Annotated in this window: 19 protein-coding genes, 4 tRNA genes and 1 pseudogene; 9 read left to right on the top strand and 15 right to left on the bottom strand. The window is 40.2% G+C overall.

The window, feature by feature from the left end; genetic code table 11:
* The first annotated feature begins 20 nt into the window (after nucleotides 1–20).
* The 5 genes from FTU34_RS09825 (at nucleotide 21) to FTU34_RS09845 (ending at nucleotide 1,306) form a co-directional block, all read left to right on the top strand.
* Nucleotides 21–96 (top strand) — tRNA-Asn (locus tag FTU34_RS09825).
* Between the two features lie 5 nt (nucleotides 97–101).
* A tRNA-Asn gene (locus tag FTU34_RS09830) sits at nucleotides 102–177 on the top strand.
* A gap of 217 nt (nucleotides 178–394) precedes the next feature.
* Nucleotides 395–470: transfer RNA gene (locus FTU34_RS09835), tRNA-Asn, on the top strand.
* A 255-nt stretch (nucleotides 471–725) separates the two neighbouring features.
* Nucleotides 726–801: transfer RNA gene (locus FTU34_RS09840), tRNA-Asn, on the top strand.
* A 22-nt stretch (nucleotides 802–823) separates the two neighbouring features.
* Nucleotides 824–1,306, top strand: a complete 483-nt coding sequence (locus FTU34_RS09845; RefSeq protein ID WP_218950067.1) for a DUF2726 domain-containing protein — start codon at nucleotides 824–826, stop codon at nucleotides 1,304–1,306.
* Nucleotides 1,307–1,381: 75 nt separating this feature from the next.
* Here the strand turns inward: FTU34_RS09845 and FTU34_RS09850 are convergent, their stop codons facing one another.
* The 4 genes from FTU34_RS09850 to FTU34_RS09865 all read right to left on the bottom strand — a co-directional run bounded on the left by FTU34_RS09850 (nucleotide 1,382) and on the right by FTU34_RS09865 (nucleotide 4,798).
* A complete protein-coding gene (locus tag FTU34_RS09850) occupies nucleotides 1,382–1,642 on the bottom strand; it encodes a hypothetical protein (RefSeq protein WP_168379169.1) in 261 nt (86 codons plus the stop codon).
* 183 nt (nucleotides 1,643–1,825) lie between these two features.
* Nucleotides 1,826–3,286 carry a S9 family peptidase gene (locus tag FTU34_RS09855; RefSeq protein ID WP_180035615.1) on the bottom strand — a complete coding sequence of 487 codons (1,461 nt, stop codon included), beginning with the start codon at nucleotides 3,284–3,286 and terminating at the stop codon, nucleotides 1,826–1,828.
* A 122-nt stretch (nucleotides 3,287–3,408) separates the two neighbouring features.
* Entirely contained in the window at nucleotides 3,409–4,290 is an 882-nt protein-coding gene (gene ubiA / locus FTU34_RS09860; RefSeq protein ID WP_180035614.1) for a 4-hydroxybenzoate octaprenyltransferase, read from the bottom strand.
* A gap of 22 nt (nucleotides 4,291–4,312) precedes the next feature.
* On the bottom strand, nucleotides 4,313–4,798 hold the full coding sequence (locus tag FTU34_RS09865; protein WP_111884531.1) for a chorismate lyase: 486 nt from the start codon (nucleotides 4,796–4,798) through the stop codon (nucleotides 4,313–4,315).
* 202 nt (nucleotides 4,799–5,000) lie between these two features.
* Between FTU34_RS09865 and FTU34_RS09870 the strand changes: the two genes are divergently transcribed.
* Nucleotides 5,001–5,915: a polysaccharide deacetylase family protein gene (locus FTU34_RS09870; protein WP_180035613.1), complete on the top strand. Its 915-nt coding sequence runs from the start codon at nucleotides 5,001–5,003 to the stop codon at nucleotides 5,913–5,915.
* A gap of 84 nt (nucleotides 5,916–5,999) precedes the next feature.
* On the opposite strand, the gene FTU34_RS09875 is transcribed toward FTU34_RS09870, so the two are convergent.
* Together FTU34_RS09875 and glnA are read right to left on the bottom strand one after the other, a co-directional pair.
* Entirely contained in the window at nucleotides 6,000–6,278 is a 279-nt protein-coding gene (locus FTU34_RS09875) for a hypothetical protein (protein WP_078191902.1), read from the bottom strand.
* A gap of 96 nt (nucleotides 6,279–6,374) precedes the next feature.
* Nucleotides 6,375–7,790 (bottom strand): type I glutamate--ammonia ligase, encoded by a 1,416-nt coding sequence (gene glnA, locus FTU34_RS09880; RefSeq protein ID WP_180035612.1) that lies wholly within the window; start codon nucleotides 7,788–7,790, stop codon nucleotides 6,375–6,377.
* Nucleotides 7,791–8,855: 1,065 nt separating this feature from the next.
* Here glnA and FTU34_RS09885 point away from each other — a divergent pair.
* The 3 genes from FTU34_RS09885 to FTU34_RS09895 are packed head-to-tail and all read left to right on the top strand — an operon-like array spanning nucleotide 8,856 to nucleotide 11,109.
* The gene (locus tag FTU34_RS09885; RefSeq protein WP_180035639.1) at nucleotides 8,856–10,067 is read left to right on the top strand and encodes a tyrosine-type recombinase/integrase; all 1,212 of its coding nucleotides are present in this window, start codon (nucleotides 8,856–8,858) and stop codon (nucleotides 10,065–10,067) included.
* A gap of 9 nt (nucleotides 10,068–10,076) precedes the next feature.
* On the top strand, nucleotides 10,077–10,301 hold the full coding sequence (locus FTU34_RS09890) for a hypothetical protein (RefSeq protein ID WP_180035611.1): 225 nt from the start codon (nucleotides 10,077–10,079) through the stop codon (nucleotides 10,299–10,301).
* Nucleotides 10,294–11,109: a hypothetical protein gene (locus FTU34_RS09895; RefSeq protein WP_180035610.1), complete on the top strand. Its 816-nt coding sequence runs from the start codon at nucleotides 10,294–10,296 to the stop codon at nucleotides 11,107–11,109. The genes FTU34_RS09890 and FTU34_RS09895 overlap by 8 nt, the downstream gene beginning before the upstream one ends.
* A gap of 14 nt (nucleotides 11,110–11,123) precedes the next feature.
* Here the strand turns inward: FTU34_RS09895 and FTU34_RS09900 are convergent, their stop codons facing one another.
* The 9 genes and pseudogenes from FTU34_RS09900 to FTU34_RS09940 all read right to left on the bottom strand — a co-directional run bounded on the left by FTU34_RS09900 (nucleotide 11,124) and on the right by FTU34_RS09940 (nucleotide 23,455).
* Nucleotides 11,124–11,870, bottom strand: coding sequence for an N-acetylmuramoyl-L-alanine amidase (locus tag FTU34_RS09900; RefSeq protein ID WP_180035609.1), 747 nt, complete (start codon nucleotides 11,868–11,870; stop codon nucleotides 11,124–11,126).
* Nucleotides 11,867–12,424: a hypothetical protein gene (locus FTU34_RS09905; protein ID WP_180035608.1), complete on the bottom strand. Its 558-nt coding sequence runs from the start codon at nucleotides 12,422–12,424 to the stop codon at nucleotides 11,867–11,869. Before FTU34_RS09905 ends, FTU34_RS09900 begins: the two co-directional genes overlap by 4 nt.
* Before the next feature lie 61 nt (nucleotides 12,425–12,485).
* Nucleotides 12,486–12,680: pseudogene (locus FTU34_RS09910) on the bottom strand (hypothetical protein); the annotation flags it as partial.
* A 95-nt stretch (nucleotides 12,681–12,775) separates the two neighbouring features.
* On the bottom strand, nucleotides 12,776–15,739 hold the full coding sequence (locus tag FTU34_RS09915; protein ID WP_180035607.1) for a hypothetical protein: 2,964 nt from the start codon (nucleotides 15,737–15,739) through the stop codon (nucleotides 12,776–12,778).
* 52 nt (nucleotides 15,740–15,791) lie between these two features.
* Nucleotides 15,792–18,587, bottom strand: a complete 2,796-nt coding sequence (locus FTU34_RS09920) for a host specificity factor TipJ family phage tail protein (RefSeq protein WP_180035606.1) — start codon at nucleotides 18,585–18,587, stop codon at nucleotides 15,792–15,794.
* Nucleotides 18,565–18,933, bottom strand: a complete 369-nt coding sequence (locus tag FTU34_RS09925) for a hypothetical protein (protein WP_180035638.1) — start codon at nucleotides 18,931–18,933, stop codon at nucleotides 18,565–18,567. The genes FTU34_RS09920 and FTU34_RS09925 overlap by 23 nt, the downstream gene beginning before the upstream one ends.
* Nucleotides 18,930–19,436, bottom strand: coding sequence for a DUF1833 family protein (locus FTU34_RS09930; RefSeq protein ID WP_180035605.1), 507 nt, complete (start codon nucleotides 19,434–19,436; stop codon nucleotides 18,930–18,932). The genes FTU34_RS09925 and FTU34_RS09930 overlap by 4 nt, the downstream gene beginning before the upstream one ends.
* Nucleotides 19,437–19,904: a hypothetical protein gene (locus FTU34_RS09935; protein ID WP_257226268.1), complete on the bottom strand. Its 468-nt coding sequence runs from the start codon at nucleotides 19,902–19,904 to the stop codon at nucleotides 19,437–19,439.
* Between the two features lie 8 nt (nucleotides 19,905–19,912).
* Nucleotides 19,913–23,455, bottom strand: coding sequence for a tape measure protein (locus tag FTU34_RS09940; protein ID WP_180035604.1), 3,543 nt, complete (start codon nucleotides 23,453–23,455; stop codon nucleotides 19,913–19,915).
* Nucleotides 23,456–23,487 lie beyond the last annotated feature (32 nt).

The raw sequence follows: 23,487 nt of genomic DNA on the forward strand, positions 1-23,487 counted from the left end.
CCCTAAAATGCGCATCAGATTCTCCAATAGCTCAGTCGGTAGAGCGACGGACTGTTAATCCGCAGGTCCCTGGTTCGAGCCCAGGTTGGAGAGCCATCTATTCTTCCATAGCTCAGTCGGTAGAGCGACGGACTGTTAATCCGCAGGTCCCTGGTTCGAGCCCAGGTGGAAGAGCCAGATTCTAAAAAGCCCACTCATTGCGAAGTGGGTTTTTTATTGCCTGATATTTAACAAAGCATACCTACTTTTTTGTTTTTGCTATCCTAAAAAGTATCCGTATATGTACCAAGTTGTCTGATTCGGCTATTTTTAAAACACTTAATTTGATTTTTAAGTATTTTATTTAAATCAGGCTTGACCACCCTCCCATACATCTTTAGAATCCACTTCAGATTCTCCAATAGCTCAGTCGGTAGAGCGACGGACTGTTAATCCGCAGGTCCCTGGTTCGAGCCCAGGTTGGAGAGCCAAATTCTAAAAGCCCACGCATTATGTCGTGGGCTTTTTTATGCTCTGACTTTTGTTTTAAGATAAGTATAACTTGCTCTATGACCTAAGCTATTCACTTAGCTCTCCGACCACATTAGAAAGAATAGTCAGAGCTTAAGTTTTAAAAACGCTTTATATTAAAGGTGTTTATATTTAATACATTCAGCCTAAATTTCCTTATTTTTTGCAATTCTGACTTGACCTCACTGCATTTGCCCCATAGAATGCGTGCAGATTCTCCAATAGCTCAGTCGGTAGAGCGACGGACTGTTAATCCGCAGGTCCCTGGTTCGAGCCCAGGTTGGAGAGCCAAATTCTAAAAAGCCCACGCCTCATGACGTGGGCTTTTTTCATATATGTAGTTTATTCCGTGCCAGATCTCAGTCAGTTTACATTTTTTATTATTGGTTGCTTGGCAACTTTTGCCCTTGTCTGCTTAGTCTTTCCCAGACTGTTTAGAAGCAAACAAAAGTTTTTCCCACGTCGTGTAATCACTGTCTTTGAAAGTAAGATGTTTCATCGTTTAAATGAAGCATTTCCGGACTACCACATTTTAGCCCAAGTGGCGTTTAGCGCACTGATCACCAATCAAAATTATAAAATCAGAAATAGATTTAATCGAAAAGTCACTGATTTTGTCATACTTGACCAAACTTATAATGTGCTTGTGATTATCGAACTGGATGACCCTAGTCATATAGGCAAAGAGCAAGAAGATGCTGAACGTGATGCAATGCTTGAAGAAGCTGGCTACCGTGTAATCCGCTATACCAGTATTCCAACAGTTCACACACTCAGGCATGATGTAAATAAATAGTTGTTAAATACGTAAAGTACAATCGAACATTGAGTGAATGCGCATTGCATTCACATCCATAACGTAAGCAGAATTTTATTGAGCATTTGACTCTTGAGCTGCCAGCACTTCTGATACTGCTTGGTCAGCCTCAGCAGCCAAAGCCTCATCTTGTGCTTCTTTTGCTTTAATACGCTCAATCATTTCAGCTTGTTGTTGCTTATATTTTTCTTGGTTTTTGGCATCACTATTGACTGCAAGAAAAGCCATACTGACCAAAAATATAGGAATCAATAGCCCAAGTGCCATCAGAATGATCATCTTTTTGGTATTGGGTTTTGGCTTAACTTCAGACATAACTATTCTTTCATATACATAAATAATTCGACGCCCAATATAGCAAAAAACAAAATTCGCTCAAGTCTTCATAACATTCTTTGCTCAAACTAACTGTGCCCCTCATTTTCAAGGATTGAATGATTAATAATCCAATATGCAAAAAAAAAGGAGACATGCTCCTTTTTTTATTATTGAAAAAACTTAGCTTGAAGCAGCGACCCCCTTACAATGTGGACTTTGGCTTGCATCTTTTTGCTCATTGGTTAAGACAATACCTGTACCTGCAGACATTTTAGCTTGAATAAATTCGACCGCTTGCGCATTTCTACAGATAATCGCCTGTGTATGACTTGCACTTGGCACAACGTCTAATTGATAACCTTCAGCATAATTTGCATCTGGGAAATACTTCTTCGCTTGTGTTTTCATATTTGCAAATAGCGCTTGCGTAACCACAGGAATAACTGCCTGATCATTTGCACCTTGAATAATATACACAGGCGCTTTAATTACTTTGGCAGCAGTTGCATTTGTCGCTGGCTGATTATCATTTAAAAATTTCTGAACAACAGGATCAGTATCAATTTTATTCAGATCAATTCCATACTGTGAAACTGTATGCGTTGGATCCTTTAAAAATTCAATCACAGCTGCTTTAAACTGTTCTTGCAAACCATTTGCGCCATTTGGATCAGCATAACTTAAACATGCACCGTCATCTCCTGTACGTCCATAGGCTTTTTCTGCAATAACACCAGCATCAGCAGTAAAAATATTTTTTAAATCATAATTTGGCTCATAGGCTTTAATACCCGAACTGGTCAATGCAGCATATGCCAAAAGCTCAGCATAGCCATCTGCAATTTGATCAATTAACGCCTGTGCTTGAACCTCAGAAAGCTGCCCCATACTAAGTGCATAACGCACTTGTGCCAACTGTTCATCCAATCTATTCAATCCATGGGCTTTAGGTTGACCATTTGCATCTACATTTAGTTTTGGATCTAAGTAAATCTTAATAATCGTGCCTAAACTCGACGCAGGTGCGGCTGCTACTGCACCTTTATAGTTAGTATCGGTATTAGCAAATTCCGCCGTCCCTAAGGATGCATGACCACCTTGCGATTGACCAATCGACATCCACTGACCATTGAGTTGCTTACCATAATGTTCTTTTGCCGCTTTAACTGCAGCAAGCGCCGAATTTGCCGCACTTGATAAATTAAGGTATGGATGAACTCCCTTGGTTCCTAAACCCTCATAGTCTGGTGCCACAATTACATAACCTGCCGCCATAAGCGTGTTGGCTAGAATTTTAAAACGTGGATGAATTACATTTTTACTTGGCGCACACTCATCTCCTGCTCCAACTGTTCCATGCTCCCACACCACAACGCGATACCCATCTTTAGGTTGTGTAGCTTTTGGAAATAATACCAAGGCTGTTGCAGTCGCTGCTTCCCCCTGTACATTAGTCATGTTATAGGTCATGACTTTAATGGACGATGTATTGTCTACTGTATTGAAAGCATAATTTGCTTCAGACACAAATGTTGATTTTTGATTCGAAGATGATGAGTCATTATCATCGTCATTACACGCGGTTAAAGACAGCATAGAAACTGCAACTGTCAAAGCCAATGCTATTTTTGAACGTTTCATAAAATATCCTTTTTAATCATTATTCTTTAAACATGAAACTACATGCCTTTTTATTAATGCATAAAAAAAAGCACCCGAATAGGATGCTTTAGTTTATTTTAAAAAGTTTCAGATCAATGACATTAAAGAGCCAATGCCATAACAATTCCAATAAAAATCATAAACCCTACCCAACGGTTATGGCGAAACGCCCAAAAACATAACTGCGGATCACGGCCTTTGGTTTTAGTCCACTGGTAAATAAAATCGGCAGCCACAGCCAATAACGCGACCAAACCGAATGGCATCAAGAGATCTTCTAAATACAGCGCAATAGCAATCAATACAATACTAAGCACCTGCAATAATGAAATGATTTCAATATCGTATTTACCAAATAAAATCGCAGTCGATTTCACGCCAATTTTCAAATCATATTCACGGTCAGTAATAGCATATTGTGTATCATACGCAACCGTCCACGCCAAATTACCAAAGTACAATAAACAGCAAGTCAAATCAGGTGTTTGCCCCACAGCGGTATAGGCCATAGGAATCGACCATGAAAATGCCGCGCCTAAAAATACTTGTGGCAGATGCGTGTAGCGTTTCATAAAGGGATAAATGAACGCTAAAAACAATGCACCAAAGGACCAATAAAAAGTTTCTATCGGTAAAAAGAACAACATACATGCGCTAGCAAGCACCAAGATCAAGAACACATATATGGCTTCTTTAGCACTAATCACCCCAGTGGCTAAAGGACGATGCTTGGTTCTTTCCACAGCACCATCGACTTTACGGTCAGCAAAGTCATTAATCGCACAACCTGCTGCACGCATAAATATCGTGCCCAAAATCATGGGAATCAAAATACTGAATTGCGGTGTTCCTTGATTGGCAATCCACAGTGCCCACATGGTTGGCCAAAAAACCAGTTCCGTGCCAATTGGCTTATCGAAGCGACATAAATAGTAATAAGCTTCTAAACGCTGCTGCCAAGTAATCTGTTGCACCACGGCCATGACTGTCCTTCATCTGGTAATGTTATTTCTGCAAATATTGCTCAAAACTCGCTAAAAAAGTTTCCTGAACTATAAATTTACAACCATGCCAAGTATAACAGCTCTGACGTGTCCAACCATCGTCTAGCCACAGTACACGCCGCTCACACTTCGGATTGGTACGCTGAAATAAAAAATGTCCGATCGGTTTTTTACCAATATGCTGAAAAATCCGCGCACGTCCTTGTATGCTAAGGATTGGAAATATACTTTTTGCCTTGACCCACGGCTCAGCTTCACAGCCATATAAATAACTTTCACGTACCCAAGCTGTGTGCTGTATTGGCATTTGTAGCCACCGTGCATCTTGAAGCGTCATACGTTGAAATTGCTCAATACTCGGCTCAACTTTAAATACACCTTGGGCAAAATCTGTTAATTGTTGGGTTAATGAACCCGAAGCATACAACCATGTTCTTAATTCAGGAGACATTCTTTTATCCCGCATTTCGCATGCTTGACGCTGCATATTTCATTTCCCTTTAACCATTTGCTGAGTATAGCGAATCCCTAGTGTAACTAACTCAACATCGTTTTTCATGACCAATAGCTTGTTTTCAGTAAAATGAGCAAAACCAAAACAGCTTAAGCACTTCATTACATATGCAATCAACACAAACCTCACATACACAGTATGATGTCTTGGATAACCACTAAATTACACAAGCATAATGTTTCCATTTTACCCGCTACATGTTTTTATTTTTTTCGTTTTACTTTGTGCCAATATCACGGCTCAAGCAAAATCGATTGCGCTCAGTTTTGATGATGGATTAAATCCAGCGTTTAACGCACAAGCGGAACAAATCAATGCCCAAATTTTAAAGCATCTGCATGATCAAAAAATCAAAAGTATTGTTTTTCCGAGCCTGATTAAAATTGGTGATTATCAAGGTAAGCAACTAATTCAAGCGTGGGGACAATCCGGCCATCTGATTGGCAATCATAGTGCACTGCACCAAAACCTGAATAAAGAAAATGTCACATTAAAAGATTATCTGCACAGCATTGAACAGGCGGATACAGTGCTAAAAACGCTGCCAAATTACACACGTATTTACCGGTATCCTTTTTTAAAAGAAGGTAATAGCGCTAAAAAGCGTGATGCTGTCTATCTATGGCTAGCACAGCATAAATACCGCATTGGCGGAGTCAGTATAGATGCCAGTGACTGGTTTTATAACCAAAAATATCTCGACTATGCCAAACAGCAAGATCAGGACAAATTAGAACGTCTGAAACAAGCATATATTGCTCACCTGCTTCACCGAGCAGATTATTATGACCAACTTGCCCAGCTCACCATAAATCGTTCACCACAGCATGTTTTACTTTTACATGTGAATGCTATTAATGCCGCATTTTTAAAGGATGTCATTACTGCTTTTCAGCAGCATGGCTGGACTTTTATTTCAGCAGCAGACGCCCTGCAAGATCCCTTATATACGCAGCACAGCCAAAACATCCCTGCGGGTGAAAGTGTGATTTGGTCGATTGCCAAAACAAAAGGATTCGAAAACTTACGCTACCCCGCCGAAGATGCGCCTTATGAAATCGATAATCTAAAACAGCATGGTTTGCAATAACGTTTGGCAAATTTCTAGATATTCAATAAAAATGACCTGTTGTGTTGCAGGTCATTTTTTCAGTTCAATTTTTTTAGTGTGGAATTAAAAGTTATCTGTCTTGGCAATGGCTTCAAACTTGCCTTGCGGCGTTTTAATCAGAACCAGCCCTTCGGTCGTAATATAAAAACTTTCTGGGTAATCAAATTCCAATGCTAGCTCTGGGTTTTTCAGTTCGACAAATTCAGCCTGCTTATAACCTTCAACGGTCCGCCCCACTTCCAAATAAGTCACTTCTGAGAAGTTGAGTTTAAATCCCTTTGCTTGATCCGCTGGATCAATCCAAGGAAAAAAACCGGTATGTTTTTTACGTGGTTTTGCCATGTTTAGATATTCATTCAACTCTTTGCATTATCTTAACCCATCTCATAAAAAAACCCGCACAAGGCGGGTCTTTTTACAGTGCAATTCTGTACAGAATTACAAGCTGTAGTACATGTCGAATTCAACTGGGTGAGTTGTCGTGTTAAGACGACGAACTTCGTCAGTTTTAAGTTCGATGTAGGCATCAAGCATTTCTTTAGTGAACACGCCACCTTTAAGAAGGTAATCATGGTCAGCTGCAAGAGCTTCAAGCGCCATATCTAAGCTATGAGCCACTGTAGGGATTTTAGCTTCTTCTTCAGGAGGAAGGTCGTACAAGTTCTTGTCAGCAGCTTCACCTGGGTGGATCTTGTTTTGAATACCGTCAAGACCAGCCATAAGAAGTGCAGCGAAACCTAAGTACGGGTTCATCATTGGATCTGGGAAACGTGCTTCGATACGTTTGCCTTTAGGGCTAGAAACATAAGGAATACGGATAGAAGCTGAACGGTTACGTGCTGAGTAAGCAAGCATAATCGGCGCTTCGAAATGTGGAACTAAACGTTTGTACGAGTTAGTTGATGGGTTTGTGATTGCGTTCAATGAACGAGCGTGTTTGATCACACCACCGATGAAGTACAATGCCATTTCTGAAAGGCCTGCATATTCATCACCAGCAAACAGATTCTTGCCATCTTTAGAGATCGACATGTGAACGTGCATACCAGAACCGTTGTCGCCTACCATTGGTTTAGGCATAAAAGTTGCAGTTTTAGCGTATTGGTGCGCAACGTTCCAAACAGCATATTTGAACTGTTGTACTTCGTCAGCTTTACGAACCATTGTATTGAAGCTCACACCAATTTCTAACTGGCAAGACGCAACTTCGTGGTGATGTACTTCTACACGACCTGGACCCATGATTTCTTCAATTTTTGCACACATGTCTGCACGCATATCTTGTGAAGAATCTACAGGAGGAACTGGGAAGTAACCACCTTTCACACGTGGACGGTGACCAGAGTTACCCGCTTCGTAATCTTTACCAGTAGACCAAGCAGCTTCTTCAGCGATTAATGTGTGGCGCGCGCCAGACATATCGATGTCCCATTTTACTTCGTCAAATACGAAGAATTCTGGTTCTGGACCAAAATAAGCAGTATCACCGATACCAGTTGATTTTAGGTATTCTTCCGCACGGCGAGCAATAGAGCGTGGGTCACGTTCATAACCTTGACCAGTTGAAGGTTCGATAACATCACAAGTCACAACAACTGTAGCTTCTGCAAAGAACGGGTCGATAAAACAAGTTTCTGCATCTGGACGTAAGATCATGTCAGATGCTTCAATGCCTTTCCAACCAGCAATTGAAGAACCATCAAACATTTTGCCATCTTCAAACGTATCTTCGTCGATTGAATCTGCTGGGTAAGTTACGTGTTGTTCTTTACCCTTAGTATCAGTAAAGCGAAAATCGACCCATTTTGCGCCACTTTCTTGGATGAGTTGAAGGACCTTGTTCGCCATGCTCATTTTGCTCCGATGATTTTTTTGTGCACACTGAAGTGCGTGTTAGTAGTTGGTAGTTATTAAGCAATTACCGTACCAACTTTTAAAAGCCAAGCTAAAATATTGAATTCCTTATCAGAATAGAAGATTTTAACTCCTTGCTTTTCGACTATTATACTGTGTGTAACAGTAAATGCACCATATTCAGCCACTCTTCATCACTTTTGTTTAAAAACTTCTCGCAGGTGTATCAAAATAGTGCAACTTGGTTTTGCACCAAAATGATTAATCGCTTTCAACGATAAAATCATTGAGATTTTATCAAAGCTTTAAGGTCGAATTTAAATACGATAGAAACTAATGGCTTAGCTAGTTATAGATGGAAAAAAATCAGCGTAATCACTATATTCATGATCGATATTTAGATTTTTTGAGCCCGTAAAGCACCCATTTTTCGACGTTAATTTAACCATTTTGTTTTAATTTTGATCAATTTACCTTTACATTAATTGTGCTCCATTTTGGTGATTTTGCTTCAAAACGGTTCATATTTTTCCATCTAGAGCCTGAATTGCTATTTTTAACGACATCAAGCAGATCTTTTTAAAATATCAATTGAACATATTTTACCCACTTAAATTCAGCCTAATGTCTTGTTCAAATTAAATCCCAAATTTATAAGTCGAAAATTTATTGAAATGATTTCAGTTGCGATGAACTTTGGCGAAATTGTTCAGCAGAAATTGAATAATATTTGCTATGATTGGCTGCATTCTAAATATTTCACTATTTTTCTATTTAAAATATCCACACGATATTTGGGTCAATATACAACTATTTAGAATCATTTCGGACTATTCAAAGCACATTTAAGTGCATAAATTTCAAAGGTTAATACGCTCATGCTTTTGATGATCGAAAAGAATCAGATTTGTTAAATATTATAAATTGTTATAAAAATAAAATACTTAGCCTTACTCAGCACACCCTCTTACATTAACTGCCGTAAATTATTGTCTGATTGCATTAAATGGATATGTGAGTAAGATTGTGAGTAACAAGCTTTCGACACTTCGTTACTCACAACCTATGCTAAATGATACCAAGATCAAACAATTAAAACCAAGAGATAAAATGTACAGAATGGCAGATCATTCTGGACTATGTATTGAAGTGCGTCCGAATGGATCAAAGCACTGGCGTTTTCGTTATCGTTTTCTCGGGAAAGCATCAATGTTAAGTCTCGGTGAATACCCTGTTGTAAGTCTGGCTACTGCCCGTCAAAAAACCATAGATCAAAAAACACTGTTGGATCAGAATATTGATCCTGCCAAATATCGAATTGAGGAAAAGGAGCAAGCCAAACTTAAGTCAGAATCTACATTTAAGGATATTGCCCTTGAATGGTATGAAGTAAAGAAAAATAAAAGGTCTGAATCGTTTAGGCTTACCGTAGAGAAAGCTTTTGCGCGTGATTTATTTCCTGCATTTGGCAGTAAAGATTTAAAAACAATCACTCCGCATGATGTGCTCAGAATGCAGAAAGATACGATTAAGCGTGTATCTAAGCAGATGAATCATGGTACTGGCGAAAGCACGGCTATTCGAAATCGCCAACTTGTGAATTCGATCTTTAACTACGCTATCGCCAATCTGCGCTGCGAAAGTAATCCAGCAATATCACTTGGCCAAACTGTTGAGCGCCCTCCAAAGCAAACCGCTAGACCTTTAACGAGTGATGAAAAATCACGTTTTAATAGTGCGCTAAAAAACAGTCGATCTACTGAAATGGTTAAAAATTCCATACTCCTTTTATTGTATTCAATGATGCGATCGATTGAAGTTTGTCGCTTGCGCTGGGAATGGGTTGATCTTGAAAATAGATTAATCACCATACCACCAGCAACAAAAGAACAGCTGGATCAAGGTGAGCGAAACATCAAAATGAACAGAACTCATTTGGTGCCAATTAGCGATCAAATTTTTAAAATCTTAGAGAGTCAAAAACTACAATCAAATGATGAATATGTGTTTTGCTCAGTCTTTAATAAATCAAAAATAATGAACAAAACCACCATAAATCGAGCGCTTGGATCTATGGGTTTTGAGTTCACAGCACACGACTTTCGAGCTACAGCATCAACATTGCTTCATGAGGCCGGATATAGCTCAGAATGGATAGAATTGCAGCTTGCGCATGTAGATAAAAATGCAGTTCGTGGCACATATAATCACGCTCAAAATTTAGAAGAGCGTAGAAAAATGATGCAAGATTGGGCTGATATGGTTGATAGTTGGTGAGGTGAATCTATGATCGTCATGAAGAAAAATAAAAAGTACCTCTCCTATGTAAAACAAGAAGATGATTTGGATTATTGGGAATTATCAGAAGTGAATTTTGTAGATCAATCTGGTTGGTGCTGGACCAGCGATTATGAGAAAGCCAAATATTTTATGAGTAAACGAGATGCTGATATTTTCTTAGCTAAAAAGAAAGGCGAATTTTGGGAAGGTGTGGAGATTGTTAGTGAGTGATAGTAATGCGAAAAGCATAAAAGATAAGGTCCAAACGGTAATTTTCCTCAGCTTCTTAATTATTTTTCCAATGTTTGCTTTGGCTTTTACTTTTTATTCTCAAACGAACCTTGGATTTTCCGAGGTATTGGATAAGTCATTTTCAGTATCGATAGGTTTTTTTGGTGGAGCAGCAACTCTTACTGCAGCTTATATTGCGACTCTATTATTTAATGATTGGAGGGATCCAGCAAATCACACAACAACCAAGGAGCAAGTCTTAGAGGCAGTGGGTGTTTTGTCTCAAGTAAAATTTAAACTCAATACGATGCAAGATAATCTTCACACTTTAAATAAAATTAATGAATTTTTAATATTTAACGAAGAATTGCTAGTTTATGATAAAGAGGATTTACAGAAAAGGTTTTTTGAAATAGTTAAAAATATTCGGTTTATTGATGAGACTATGTTTGATGAATTTGCGCGAATTAATCACCATTATATTTATTGCGAAATCTTTTATATTCTCATTATCAATGAGTATAAAAAATACTTTGACTCTATTGTTGAAAATCAAGCAACGTTAAGAAGGAAAATTGAGATTTTCCCTCCCAAAGCATATAGTTATTATGGTTTAGACCAGAGTGAAACTATCGCCAGAAGCTCTTTAAAAAGGGTTCTTGATAGACCTGTAGGTTTTAGCACTAAAGATAAAAACTCTTGCGAAGAAGTCTTCAGCTTTAATGATTTGTCAAAAATGATTACCGAAACCATAGAAAAAATTGATAAATTCGAAAGGGGATTAATCTCAAAATTAAAAGCAACTTGATAAATAAAAAGCCCTCACTTGAGGGCTTTTTCATGTTCAATAATTACTTGCGCTACAGCTTTTGCTGCGGACCAATACTTTGAGTTAAATGCAGCGAGTTCTGCATCATTCGAAATAAATCCAAGCTCTACAATCAAGCCACCCGCATTCACGTATGCCAAGCGACCACGTGCAGATTTAGACTGATCAATCCAACCATTATCACCACGTAAGCGACCGCCTAATGCATCTGCTACAGCTTTGGATAAGTCTTGAGCCAACTTCTTGTCTTTTGGTAGTGCAATCGTTTCAATTCCATTTGCTTGTTTCGATGCAGCAGCATTCATGTGGAATTCAACCGCAACACTTGAGCCCTGAATCAACTTTACCGCAGCGGACAATGGGTCATTCTTAGTGCCAGTACCATCGGTCTTGACCTGCAATCCAGCTTCACGTAAATAATGAGTCACTGCATTGCGGAAATTGACGACCAATTCAGCTTCTTTATATTTGCCGTTGACTGCACCCGGATCTGTATTGCTATGCCCTGCTGTGATTGTGGCGAAGCCTAATGTTTGTGTTTTGGGCTGTGCAATCTTACGACCGATGTATGCCAATGCAGGCAATACAATTGAAAGCAAAATAGCATGGTATTCAGCAGGGATAAGCTGTGTATTAATACCCTCTTGAATTAAAACAGGAAGCACACCCAATAAAAAAGCTCCGATAATTGGGAGCTTTACAGATAAATATTTCCAAACATTTTCGGGGATGAATTTCATTTTTCCTCTCTCATATTTCGTTCATAAATTTTGTTGCGGATTTCTTCAACCGTTCTTAAGAGTTGGTCAGATTGCTTTTCAAGAACCTGAATGCTTTGAGCGTTGGTCGTAGCTTGAGTATTTACTGTGTCTGTTTTGCTCGTCTGAGTATTCCAAGCGACGACGAATAAACCTGCTAAGAAAATGCCCCCAAAGCGCACAAGGTTGGTAATGCTATCTATTTTGGTTTTACTTTCATGTAGCACTCTGATCTGTGAATCCACCTCCTTAAATCTTGGCTCAACTTCATTTCTGAGCTGCTTAATCTCACTTTTAAAGTTTGACTTTACTCGGTCTAAATCTTCTTGCAGATTGTCGCGAGTTTGAGTTAAGTCATTTCGTGTCTGTTGATGCTCTTTGTTGAGTTGCTCTAACTGCATATTCATACGGTCGAGCTTTTGGGGCATTTCAGCGAGCTTATCCATACTTTTTACAAGATCATTAATCTTGTCTGAGATGGCAAGAAGCTGCCCTGCTGTTGCTACTGGTGGATCGGTTGTGTAGTCATTTGGCATTGCGCCCCCCTGATTTTTGGCAATAAAAAAGCACCTTAAGGTGCTGTTAGTGGTCTATAGATTATGCTTCAGCAGTTGCCTGTGTGATTCGTGTTGAATAGTTCCACGAAGTTGGCTTCCACACATCTCGCGCAGCAACACGCACACAATATATCGCTGTTGATTGCAAGCCAGTAATCGTGCAAGCATTTTCATTACCTGTCCAACGAGCTGCTGTCGAATCAGGATCAAAGTTTGCATTAGTACTGATCCACACCCACACCTTTAACTCGCCCTTGGTGATGGTAGGGCGTGCCGAGCCATATGAGCGCTTCGGCAACTGCTTGAAGGTTTTTCATAGATCACCTTTCTTTAGTTCAGTTGATGATAGAAAGCAACCAACCAATTATGAAGTGGATACTTTCTGTTATAGATCGGCGTTACCCCATCTGATAACTTTGGCGTATACGTTGGCTTTTTTGAATACGCTGTTTCATCTGTATACACATACATTGGATTCCATTCGTCTGAATCGCGGATATTACCATTGCCAGATCTCCCAACACCTGCATAAGTCACATATACGTTGGTTGTCGGCTTTCGTCCGAGCGACAGAGCGATAGACGTACCTCCCACAATTCGAACACTATTAATTACGATTTCGCCTGTGTCGTCAATTACACGAAACCCCGAGCTTGCTGCTGCTTGAGTAGTGTACGCATCGATAACAAGAGGCGCGTTAGGTACTTCACAGTGAATAACGAGTGTTGAATCTATTAACTCAAACTCTTTTGCTCGTACAGTTGAACTACATTCATGCTTTAGCAGCGATTTGTATAGTTGTTTAGCAACGAGCTCACCATACCAACGATAACCATTCGAAGATAAATGCCCTCCGCTATAATCCGGCACACCATAGGTCGGATTAAGTAAAATCACGTCATCATTCTCATCTGCAAACTCAACTTGTGCCATATTGATTGGCATCTGATTTAAATTGATATATGTACCGCCTACCTGACATAAGAAAAACAAAGGTTTCTTAGTCTGACCGTATTTAGCCATGACTTCAGCTTGCATATTATTTTTAAGTGTTAGCAATAACGCTTTATATGCAGCCTTATCATTTGTAGCATTTGAACCCGGTGTCAAACCCGTACCAGTTAAATTGGTATAGTTATATTCACCCTGCATAAATACAATCGCAGGACAACTAATTGTTTTAGATAATCCGTCAACTGTAGTTTTTGCTTGGTTCAATGCTTTGACAAAATTCGCTGTATAAAAGTTAGTTCCGTTGGTACTTTCTTTTGATAATTGCTCAATAGTTTTTCCTGATTCCCCAGTATTTGTAGCAATCAACTTAGAGTCGATACGATTTTTCTCAAGCAGTTTTTTAAGCACGTTAGTAGCAGAAACAATAGAACTTTCACCATGAGTTGCATTTGTTGCTGCGACTAAAGGTGTGAGCGTATTTGCACCGTTATTACCTAAATTTGACCATACTGAGTTGCCAAGCATATAACAACCATCAATAGCTGCTGTTGTTAAGGCTTCTGCTGCTTCATGCCCATTACTAAGAGATTGACCGTAAAAAATGATGTGCGAATAATCTGTATTAAATAACTGATTATCTACAAATCCAAGATCTTTACATTTCTGTAAATTCTTAGACTCAACCGATTGTTTGTTACTCGTCTGCAAATATTTTGGGGAAACTGCATAATACGGAATATACGATGATGTATCGACACTAGATTCCGCAACCATGAACGTATCTTTATTCACTGGCGGATGAACACAGCGAATATAAGAAACACCCTCCGGAATTGGAGTTGTTTCAAGCTCAGTCTGCCAGTATTTTTTTCCTGTGCGCACCTCAACAGGTTGTTTATTTGAGTCATATGCATATGCATAAAATGCGGTCAGTGGGCTACGCTTATAAGTCTTACCCACTTCAACAGGAATGAAATCGGTAGTGCAATAAGTACCCGAGACGAAAACTAAACCACCTTCTCCGTAGTACCCATCTACTGTTTTTGATGAATCTACTAGATTTTTTGTGCGCACTAAAAATTCATCTTTTAGCAACACATCATCAAGTAAATTCATATTAACTTTGTAGTATGGGATATATGTTGATGTATCCACACCGCTTTCAACGAGCATAAACGAATCAAGTTGACTGCTTGAAACAATGCAGCGAATATAAGCAACACCTTCAGGTATGGTAACTGTGTCAAATGTATTCATCCAAAATGGTTTATCAGCATTTACAACTACAGGCTGTTTATTTGCATCATACGCATAAACATAGTTAAGTGAGCCAGCTGTAGATCGTTTATAAATTTTACCGGCTGTGACAGATATATAATCTGATGTAAACCGTGAATAAGCTTCCCACGTTTTTCCGTCGTCACCAAAAAACCCAGCGATGACCGTTAATTTATTAAATAAATTACTTGTGCGTGAGAAAACATCTTCTGGCTTTACGTAGTCTGTCAAATTTCTCAATTTAAAATATGGAATATAAGTTGATGTATCTACACCGCTTTCAACAAGCATCATCCTTTGATTTACATCAGATGTAGGATTTATATTACTTCCACCAACAACGCAACGAATATATGCAACGCCTTCGGGTATCGCTGTTGAATTAAAAGTTGTAGTCCAATAAGGTTTTGAATTGCTCACAATCACAGGATTTTTATTGCTGTCATAAGCATATACGTTATGATTATTACGTGTGCGATTATAAATTTTACCAACTGTGACGGGTATAAAATCGCTAACCCAATACAATGGACTTGGCGTAGGTGTGACACCATCTTCACCTAAAGTGCCGCTAGTAACAGCGCTTAAATTAAGCATGTTTTCTGTTCTAAAGAAAATTGTTGACAATAAATTATCTGTATCGTTGTTAGCTTTCAGTTTTACTAAATCCGCTGTTTTCTTCGCTTGCACCAACGGATCATAAGGGCTCTTAGTTAAACTCGTCGCCCCTGCTGTCGCCTTGTACCAATAGCCACCGTTCACAGCTTCACTAATAAACACATTCTTATTGAGTGCAATATTAGTAATATCCGCCTCTGCTAAAGCTAATGTTGCGTACTGCTTAGATGCGTCTGTACTGATGGCCCCGATCGCTTCATCAACATAGGTTTGGTCAGCTTTTTTTGCACGCAAATCCACAATATCAGCGAAAGCTTCACGCTCAATCATTGGAATTGATTTAAATGGTGCTCCATAGCGTGGAGTAATAATTGCATCTGTATTGACCGCTTTGCCGATATCTTCAATGTCTTGATGCACTTGAGCGGGGATCATCTCAGCCATAATTTTTTCCATAAAAAAGCCCGCATAATCGCGGGCATAAGTTGAAAATTATTTAAATCAAATTACTTATGATGTCTTTGTCATTTCGATAATAACGCTCATCAAAATTGATTGCGCTTACTTCATTCTCAAACACATCCATTGGCTTCTTGCTTGATACAAGAAACTTTTGCTCATTCTGTCTATCATCGGTCGTGACTGAATACACTGTTTTAACCTGCCCAGTTGTGACCAGAGCTTCCATTGGTGGATGTTCAAGTACAAAGTGAAACTCGTCTTCACCCTGAGTGATTTTCATCACATCAATGACACCGCTTTTCAGCTGTAGATGAATCACATATAGCTGATTTGGCAACAATTCAAAGGGTTGGGAAACTTCAATAGAAAGATTATTCCAATTCAACACTTCACCACTGGTGCAATTGCCGAGTCGAGTGTCATCGGTATTCAAGATGCAGTCACCACGAAATGCTAAGTCACTCTCGCAGTACGCGGTGAAGCGCGCAGTCACACGACTAAACTTGAGCTTATTCCACGCCCGCCAAGCAACAATATGCGCTTGCTGCTTGTAAACAATGCCAGTGCCTTCGATTTTCTTCGGATTGTTGATCGCTTCATTTGGAATTTTTAGCGTCTTTTCAATCCAGCCTTCATCTGAATCGATATACGTCAGCTCTACGCCGTCATGCCGATTTTCAACACGAAAGTTATGAGAACGGACCTCAGTTTCAGGTTTCTTGTTGCGATGATTGAATAGTATTAGCGGCTCATTTTCAGCACTTTCCAGATCATAATAAATCTTTCGATTTACACGACGATCATGCGTACATGTGACTGCTGAAATCATGCGCATAATCTCTTCAAACGAAGTGTTTGTGTTATCAAGCGTATAATTAAATTCAGTCATACGTTCAGATCCGAAATACGCAAACAGATCATCCACAACTTGATAAATACGATCAAAATCAATTTCAGATTCAAATCGCCGCCCGATTTTCGGATGCAGAGCCAAATCAATCGTGGTATCTGCAATATTGCGTGAAGCAATACGTTCAGCAGATTTAACCCCACCACGATATGAATACACCAGACTTTCAGCAATGCAGTTAAGCTGCCGCGAATCTTGGCTTGTCGCATTCGCTGTGGCCACTGTTCTTGCACGCACAATAATACGATTTGAATACACCAGTTTTTCAAGATAATGATATGCATAAGCTTGATAAAATTTGGTTTCATCCATTAATTCAGCAGAATCACCATTATCATTGGTTCGACGCACACGAAACCGCACAGCACCAGAGAATGGCAAATCAATCCACATTGACGCGCCTACGGCATCCCGGTTATTTGACTTACCCGTAAGTGTGATACTTCTACGATAAATCTGCCCGGTTGGTACGTTATTCACAACTTGCTGATACTCAGCTTCAATGCTGACTGTTTTTGCAGACGAGCCCTGATAGATGCCATTGCCTGCTTTAAAATTTAACAACAACCCTTTTGCTTGAGGTGAATCAATCGTAAACCAACCAATATAATTCTCCTGATTGCCTCGCAGCTTAATACGTGATGTTGGGGTTTGCTGCCCCGCCAGATCAGCTAATTTATTCCAATCCGGATTTGTTGTGCTCGGTGTCGCAAGTGTCATCAAGCGGTTGGCTTTATCAATACCCGTGATCGTGTACGTGCCATCTAAAAAGATGTTTGCAGTATTGGCTGTTAAATTTGCACTCAAATTCGTTACTGCATTTTCAGTTAAATTGGCAAAATTTGTATTTGTGCTGGTCGCGTTCAGCAGCTTGATTGAGTACACGCCTGCGCTATGCGAAATACTTTCAACATCATATAAGCCGGCCAGATCAAGCTGCCCGTTAATTGGGTCAACAATCAGCATGGCGGTGATATTGATCTTGCGAAAATCCTGAAAATTAACTGCAGTTTGATTCGAGCTAATTTCAAGTGTTTGGGTTAGATAGTTAATATTGACTGAGCCGGTGATGGCTAAATCTGCAATACCAAAATTCGCCCCTTCAATTGTCACCAATTCATTCACAACAAACTTTTCAAAATCAGACGTATTGTTAAGCGTTTTGATTTGGTTTGGGTAAACAAAATATACGTCAGAGCGCTCAAATCGGGTGCTGTTTGGTGGTAGCAAAGTCTGACCATTCACTGAGCTGTTTTGTTTCGCTACAACTGGCGCATCAGTAAAGCTATCGCCAATTTTGTAAATGTTTTCAGCTCCGACAATGGATTGATTTAAGTCATATGCAGTGACTGATTTACCTGGAATCTCCGCAACCGGTGTATCGCCTTCTTTGAAATTTGATACTTGTACAGGATTTTCGCACAAGCACATCAACAGCTCTTCAACCTCAACACCTTCTTTGAAGTAGCGAAGTGCTGGTGCCAGTAGATCTGGAATCGCTTTAACACGGCCGATAATATAAGGAATACGCTCTTTAATACGCTGCTTATTTTCCGGATTCGATAAGTTGTTATTGCTAGATCCAGAAGATTTACTGCCATTGTCAAATTTAGGTGTTTTAACGAAGTACTGGACCGCTTCACCGAAGATTTTAGCGACGGCATAGTTCACAGCGGAAATAATATCGCCCGGATGACAAACAATTGTTAGAACTTCATTTGTTTCAAGTAGCCGCGCAATACTAGCTTTGTCCTGTTGCGATGGTGTGATGTCATTTTCAGGACATGGATTCCCGCGATATATTCGTGCGTGTGGGTGCTTTGATCTAACATCTAAAAAGGCTTTTAATGCATTTTCAGATTGCATAATCTCTTGCTCTGTTTGATCCAAAGCATTCTTAATAATGCAAATTTGGCTCATAAAAACGCATCCTTTTAAACATTGGTTTTGCTTGTTCTAACGTGATTCGTTGCACGCCTTTTTCGGATAAATGAAAAATCCGCTGGCGATAAAAAAGCCCGACATGCGAGCTTTCGTTGTGGTATGACATCAGGACGATACAGCCCTCAATTGGCCGATCTATACGCTTATTTTTGATCATAGTTGAACGTGAAGTTTTCACTGTTTCATCCAGCGAACCCGTCAGACCAATAAAGCTTGCAGAATAATCTTTGCTATAAATCACCCGAGCTGCTTCAATCACAAAATGGACACAGTGATAATTTTGCGGATTGTATTCACAGTGAAATAAGCGATTAATCATCAGTAAAATCCTATTAAACTCGGGTCAGTCGATGCGGAATACACCTCGCCATTTCCTGAATCATTTAACCCTGGTGCTTTGGAATCGCCTTGCGTGCCTTTCCAATCGCGCGTCACATTTTCAAGTTCAAGGTCACGTGCAACAAAGATTGGGGAATCATATTGACCAATTAAATAGGCCCTATATGACACCAGCGGCAATTCAATCTCTTCATCGTGGATAATCAGGTCGATCAGTGCCGGTACTGTCTCACCAACATCACCAAGACTGAAACTGAGTTCTTGCTCAAGAGTATCTTCTTCTGAAGAACGGGTGATGCTGATCGGTGCGTAGACGTATTCATATGATTGGCCATTTTCATGTGTCAAAATCATCTGCTCACTAGAGTTAATGACATAACGCAAAACAGTTGGCCATTTCGAATGTGAAATTTCAATGCATTCGATCAATCCTGTCGGCCCAGCAGACTGATCCAGCAAGGACGACATTTCAGCAGTAATTTCCATTTAAACCCCCACAGCATCGGGCAACCAGACATTCGGAATTTTCTCAATATCACTCAAATTATTGATTAATCCCGATTGCCACAAATCTATGATTGTTCGATCAAAAGCTGGATCGCGTTTAATTGGGATAACATAAATATTGATAATCACTTGCCGCCCAATATTGCCCACCATATTTTCTTGTGGCACGCTTTCAGCTGAGAATTGACACAAGCAATCTTCTTTAATTCCGTTATCCAAAGTCAGATTCCATCGCCAAATTTTAGTCTGATTGATCCGCCAGAATGCCCAGAAATATTGACGTTCTCGAGGGTCTTTCAAGTACACAGCGGCAGAAACTGAATGAATTGCCCCAACAAATTTAATCACTTGCCGAGGCATACCCCCCTCTGTTTTTTGTTCACGCACATTATTACCCGGCGTGAAGCTATACCCCTCCCGTAGAGGACAAAGCATAAATTGATCCATGTTTTTTCCTATCTTGAGGGGCTTAATCCAAAGGTTTCTTGAAGTATGCGACTCTCGGTGCTATTTGATTTTCGTATCCTGTTAAATGTTCCTGCAATTTCTTGGCGAACCACATCAATATCCACAGTGCCGTCAGCACCCAGACTTTGCTTTGCTGTATATCCGGGCGGCACATTGATATTGATCTGGGGCTGAACAATAACTTCACCTGCCATCCTGTTGGATTTAATCGCATCCACAGTCCCGCTACCGACACGATAAGTGTCTTTCGGCAACTCACCATACTCATTTATATAGTTGAGGTTATCTACCCCTATACTCTTAACAGCAGCAGCACGCACCATAAACTCTTTATCTGAGGCCATAATTGGAATACTGTCGCTTGTTTCCGTGCCGGGACCACGAATTAGACCACCAGTTGCGAAGCCTTGAGGCGCATCACTTAACATTGATGCAATAGTTGCACCCTGAGCAAAAGCACCTGCAATCAGTGGAATATTAAGTGGGAAGCCAACCTTTGAAGCATTTGACACATTCTCAATTAACGCAAGTGTAGCATTCGCAATGGTAAACATGCGGGATGCAGCATACATGACACGATACCCCTTCGATTGCTCACCACCCATCGATTTCATCATGCTTGCAATAGAGTCAACAATATTTCCTGCATAGCCCATTTGAAGTTGTATAGATGACATGCGGTAGTTTTGCTCAATTTCCGCCATTCGGTCATGATGCGACTGATAAGCCTGCTCTTTTAATGCATAGTTTTCACCGGCCATCGCCATCTCAGCGTCAAAAAGAGCTTGCGACTGGTCGTATCGATCAAAGCGTTCTTGCTCCAGCGAAAATTGATCACCTGTGCCATTCATGTCGGCTTGAGTTTGCCCCCATTGTTGAACAGCATTATTTAAGCGTCTACGATTTTCCTCCTGTTGAGCTGCTTTACTTAAATCAATCTGACGCTGCTTTTCCTCTTTATCTATATTTGAATTTAGAAGAATCTGCTCACGCTCTAAACGGTATCGCTCTTGCATTGCTTCAGTTTCAGATAAAAGAGCTTCTCGCATTTGAAAAATCCGCTGCTCTTTGGCAAGTTTGATGAGGCCGAGTTCGTGGGCCTCCTGCTCCTTGAGAGCATTTAGCTTTAAGCTCTTAATTTCGTCATTGTATTTACCAGACTCACTCACAATGATTCTTTGCGTTTCATAGAAGTATTTAAGCTTTTGGTTTTCAGACCACTTGTGAGCATTTATCTCTTCAGTGACTTGCCGAAGATACATTTCCTCCTCAAATAGATATTTTTCTTCAGCCTTTTTAAGCATGCTTGAAGTTTCACTTCCAAAATTCGCCTTGTTTATCTCCTCAACCTCACGAAGATAATCAGCGCGGAATTTCTTAAATTCATCAAGATATCTGTAATCGATATCAATGCGTGACTTGGCTTGATTTTCAGCCAAACGATCCGCTTCTTTAGCATCTTTCTTTTGCTGTGATAAAGCTGCTCTCGATGCCTTAGATGATCCTCTTTTAGCATTGGCAATTGCATCCTCTGAGGCTTGCAGTTTCTTATTTGCCGCGATATTCATATCAATAATTTGAATATCTTTTGCTGAAACCTTCCCTCCATTTTCAAAGGCTGCTTGTGATGCCATTTTTGCACGCTCAATCTCCCATCCCTTGGCGATTAGCTTGTTGGTCATAATAGTTTGTGCAGCACCTTTCTGTAGATTTGAAATGTACTTAGACTGTGCGTCTGCCGCGGCATTTGCTGCATCAGCATTGTTATACATTGCATTGGTGTTATCGTTTACTTTGCCAACGGCATTAGATGCAGCATTACCAGATAAAGTTACTTGCTGACCTAGAGTTTTTTGAGCATCTGCATTTTGCTGAGCCTTGACTCTAGCTTCTTCATAGCTCTTGATTAAATCCAAACCTTGGGATTTTTGCTCAGGTGTTAATAGTTTTAGTTTGTTCAATCTCTCGATAGCATCAGCTTGTGACATCAATCCTTTGTGCACCTGATCTGAGATTTCACGGACTTCTTTATTGCCCACATTCGCATTTTTAACCGTGCGAATAAAGCCATTAAACGACAAGTTCAATTTATTTAATTTGTCGTTCTGGTCTTCAAATGATGCCGCCAAATCATCTTTAGCAACATCAAGCTGAACACCTTTTAGAGCCAAAAGTTCTTCCTTGGTTTTCTCAGCTACCTTGCCTTGCTCTTCGAGTTTTGCATTGGCTTCTGCTGTGCGTTTTTGAAGATACATGTATCCTGCAGTTAATCCAGCCACACCGATTGTGATTGCACCAATTGGGCCGCCAACCAAACCAAGCAACATAGCTCCGCGTGAACGACTGGCATTTAGTGCATTTTCAGCAGCAGTTTGAGTGGCTACGGCTGCTGTGCTCTGCTTAACGGCAATATTGTGTGCAATCTCTGCCTGAGTTAATCGCATAGTTGCGGCAGCTCGTGCTTGGCGTGTTGTTGCGCTATTTAATTCCTGACGTGCTAAGTTGATTTCAGTTAAAGCTAGTGCTGCAACTTGGCGCGTTCGCTGTACTTCAATTGCTGCCAATTGAACTTGAGATTGTATGGCTGCTGTATCTGCTGCGCGGCGCTCCAAAGTAGCGGAAATTGATCCGCGAATAGCTACTGTTTGAGTAAGAATGGTCTTGGTAAGTAATGCTGCACCACCAACCATGGCAATGCCTGCGATAGCATCAAGGTTATTTGCCAGTACTTGAATTCCACTAGCTAGAGTGGTTGCAGCGCCAGACGCTTTGCCTGCTTCGCCTGTGAATTTTGTAACCTCATTGCTCAGCAATTGAAGCGACTGCCCAATAGTTACATCGGTTTTGGCGAATAATTCATCTACAGATTTTTTTGATTTAGTTAGTGCATCAACCAGAACTTCGCCAGTGATCTTACCCTCAGCGGCAACAGAGCGAAGTTGACCAACTGTAATACCCATACCCTGAGCAATTGCTTTGGCTAAAGCTGGCGTTTGTTCAAGAATTGAGTTGAGCTCTTCACCACGCAATGTACCAGAGGCTAACGCTTGACCAAATTGGGTTAATGCTGCTTCAGCTGCTTGAGTGCTTGCACCTGAAATTGCAACAGCTTTCGAAACTGTTTCTGTTAATTCGGCTGTTTTAGCCATATCAATTTTTAGTGTTTTCGCATTATCACTAAAGCGCTGATAAACCTGAATCACAGAATCCCATGATTGGTAGGACTTCTGAGCAATAACGAAAGTATCACTCATTGCTAAATTTAATTGCTCTTGCGACTCTGTAACCAGTTTTAATCGGTTTTGCATGCCAGTATAGGCATCCATTTTTGCTACTGCCGCACCAACAGTTAGTAGTCCTGCCATGTGCCCAGCAAGTTGACGGGTAGCTACAGACACACTATCCATAGAGCGCGACGCGTGTATACCGTTTCTATCAATATTTTCAAGCTCTCTACCAATGGCTTGTGCGTTGCGTAAAGCATTGCGGGAGTCAATCTCAATCACTAAACGGCTTATTTGTGTGGTCATTTTGCGTTCCTGCAGGCAATAAAAAACCCCGC

The organism is Acinetobacter sp. YH12094 (genome assembly GCF_013419295.1).
GTDB classification, from domain to species: domain Bacteria; phylum Pseudomonadota; class Gammaproteobacteria; order Pseudomonadales; family Moraxellaceae; genus Acinetobacter; species Acinetobacter amyesii.